We start from the raw sequence: 2,692 nt of genomic DNA, 5'->3' as shown, positions 1-2,692 counted from the left end.
TGACGACGGCGACGGTCTGAGCGCGGGCGGGTGGCGGTCGTCCGTCGCGGGCGGTCGACACCCGAGTGTGATCAGGCTGGAGCGGCGGAAGCGCTGGAGCGGCAGTAGGTTCGTGGGGGGCGCGCACGTCCAGGGGGAGGTGCGCGCCCCTTCGCGTGCCCGGAGGGCTCTGCGCACGACCAGCGGGGGTCTCGGGGTCAGTCCGGGACGCTCAGGCCCGACACCACCAGTGACACCACCGCGCTGAAGGCCACGTCGATGGTCGGGGCCTTCCAGTCGGCGGCGTAGATCGGGTCGTGGAAGCGGTTGGTCGCGTCGAAGACCGCCCGCGCCGCCACCCTGGAGTCGCGCGGGGCGAAGTCGCCCGCCTCGATGCCGTCGGCGATGATCTTCTCCAGGTCGTTCTCCAGCTCGGTCACGTGGTCGTCGACCACCGCGAGGTTCTCCCGCATCAGGGTGGCGAAGGTGTCGAACAGCTCGGGGTCCTCGCGGACCTTCTGGCGCTTGATCTCGAACAGCGTCGAGAGCCAGTCGCGCAGCCGCTGCTCGGCAGGCGCGTCGGTGTGGGCGACGTCGGCCAGCCCCTCGTGCCAGCGCTCCAACCACCGCCGCGCCACGGCCTCGCGCAAGGCGGCCTTGGTCGGGAAGTGGCGGTACACGCTGCCGTGGCTCACGCCCAGCGCCCTGGCCACGTCCACCACGGTCGCCTTGGCCGGACCGTAGCGCCGCAGCACGTCCTCGGTGGTGCCGAGGATCAACTCCGCGGTCAACGCGCCTTCCGCCACACCAGCCTCCTCCTGAGCACGGGCCCGTCCGTGGAACCATGCCCCGCCGCACCTGGCTCCACCAAACCAGACGCACGCGACCGCGACGGAGCCGCGCCTGGCCGGACGCGGCACACCGGCGGCTGGTGCGGCCCAGGCCGGGGCCCTCAGCACCAGGACCTTGGCACCCGCGGCCGGAATTTGAGCAACACCGCGGGCGGGTGGGTGATGCCTGGGGAACTCGGCACGGCGGGTGGCAGCGGCTTTGGCATCGGTTCCGGGGGGGCGGCGCGAGGGCCGCTTGCGAGTGAAAAGCCGTGTGGGCGCTCACCGGGTAGAACGCCGCACAGCACCGCAAGACGAGATACGGCGGCTGCGGCAGGCGGGATGCCGCAGCGCGTGGGGTGCTGCGGTGGTTGAGGTACTGCGTTGGGTGGGGTTTCAGCGGAGTTGGGGGTTCAGGCCGTGGAGGCGGCTTGGCGGATCGACGCCATCACGGCCTCCGCGATCACCGGGTGCAGGTAGGACGCGCCGCCGTCCAGGAGGTGGGCGGCGCCTGCGGGGAGGGCTTCCGCCATGCGCCGGGTTCCGGCTACCGGGGTGAGGCTGTCCTTCTTGCTGTGCCACAGCTCGACCGGCTGGCGGATGGCCGCCAGGGGGAACGACCACTCGCGGAAGACCAGGAGGAGGTCGGCCCTCGTCGCTTCGACGTCGTGCATCCCCTCCTTCATGGACTGGACCAACGCGGTGAAGTCGCCCTCCCGCGTGATGGAGCTGAACGCGGGGTGAACGCGGAGCTTGCGGATGTGCGCCTCCGGCTGTTCGAGCGACCGCCGCGTCGCCGAGATCCAGCCGCGGAACAGGCCGGGCGCGCGCTTCGCCATGATCCGCAGCAGCCGCAGGGAGATGGGCAGGCCCGATCGCAGGAGCGCGCTGTGCAGCGGCCCGTTGCCCGAGATCAGCAGGACCTTGTCGACCCGGTCCGGCAGGTGGTGGGCCGTGGCCAGGGCGTGCGAGTCCCCGCCGTGCTCCCCCACCACCGAGAACCTGGTGAGACCCAGGTGATCGGCCAGGTGGGCGGCGGCCTCGGCGTGGCGCCGGAGGGAGGGTTCGGGGACCGGGCTGGACGCGCCGAGCCCTGCGCGGTCCACCGCGATCCACCGAACCCCACCCTCACGAGCCGCGGCGTCGTACAGAGCCCCCAACGCGCTGGAGGACGTGTACGACGGCGTGTAAACGCACGGGACCCCTTCCGGATCACCGAACTCGCGATACCCGAGCCGACCTCCGCCCGGCAAGAGGATCGACTGGGCCTCACCGATTTCCGCAGCCATACTGCAATCGTGCTCCGAAACGGCGGGTACCCGACGCGGGGGCACACAAGATCAACAGTCGCCCCCTCCGCGGACAGGGCCACCCGATGACACCGAAGACCGCAGCCACCCGGATTTGCCGCCGAGCAAGCAGAGGACTGCGGCGTGAGACAGGAGGCACCCGCCTCGAACCGGACTGGCCAGATGAGGCAGACGAGGCAGACGAGGCAGACGAGTGGAGCAGGCCGGGCTGGCCCGGTGGATCAGACGGGGTGGGCAGAGACGGACGGGCGGACCCAGGGCGTGTCCTGCGGATCTTCACCTCAGGTGGAGGACGATGCAGGCGAGGATGATCTCGGCACGATGGGTAGGCGGCTCGTTGGCCCGCCGCTGGTCGAGCCCTGGGCCTTGCGGTGGGCGATCCGGTCGACACGTTCCCGGATGGTGGCCTCGATCCGCCGCTGCCGTAACGCGGTGCGGGCGCCCGGATGGGTGTAGGCCTTGTCTGTGATCACCCACCCCACCCGCACCCGCCGCCCGTCCACGTCGATGTCGTGGATGTTGTCGAGCAACGGCTGCGGTTGCGGGTTGTCGCCGGCCTGGCCGGGCGTGAGG

The 2,692-nt window shown here is 71.3% G+C and carries 2 protein-coding genes and 1 pseudogene; all 3 read right to left on the bottom strand.

Annotation, left to right across the window (positions count from 1 at the left end; translation table 11 throughout):
- Positions 1-197 precede the first annotated feature (197 nt).
- Positions 198-770, bottom strand: coding sequence for a TetR family transcriptional regulator (locus tag ACTUAL_RS22240; protein WP_440901602.1), 573 nt, complete (start codon positions 768-770; stop codon positions 198-200).
- Positions 771-1,222: 452 nt separating this feature from the next.
- Complete coding sequence (locus ACTUAL_RS22235; RefSeq protein ID WP_440901601.1) at positions 1,223-1,915, bottom strand: alpha/beta fold hydrolase; 693 nt, start codon at positions 1,913-1,915, stop codon at positions 1,223-1,225.
- Between the two features lie 485 nt (positions 1,916-2,400).
- Positions 2,401-2,692 (bottom strand): annotated as a pseudogene (locus ACTUAL_RS22230) (hypothetical protein); the annotation flags it as partial.

It is taken from the genome of Actinosynnema sp. (assembly GCF_052038725.1).
The sequence above is the reverse complement of the archived record's forward strand: the minus strand, read 5'-3'. Positions and strand labels throughout refer to the sequence as shown.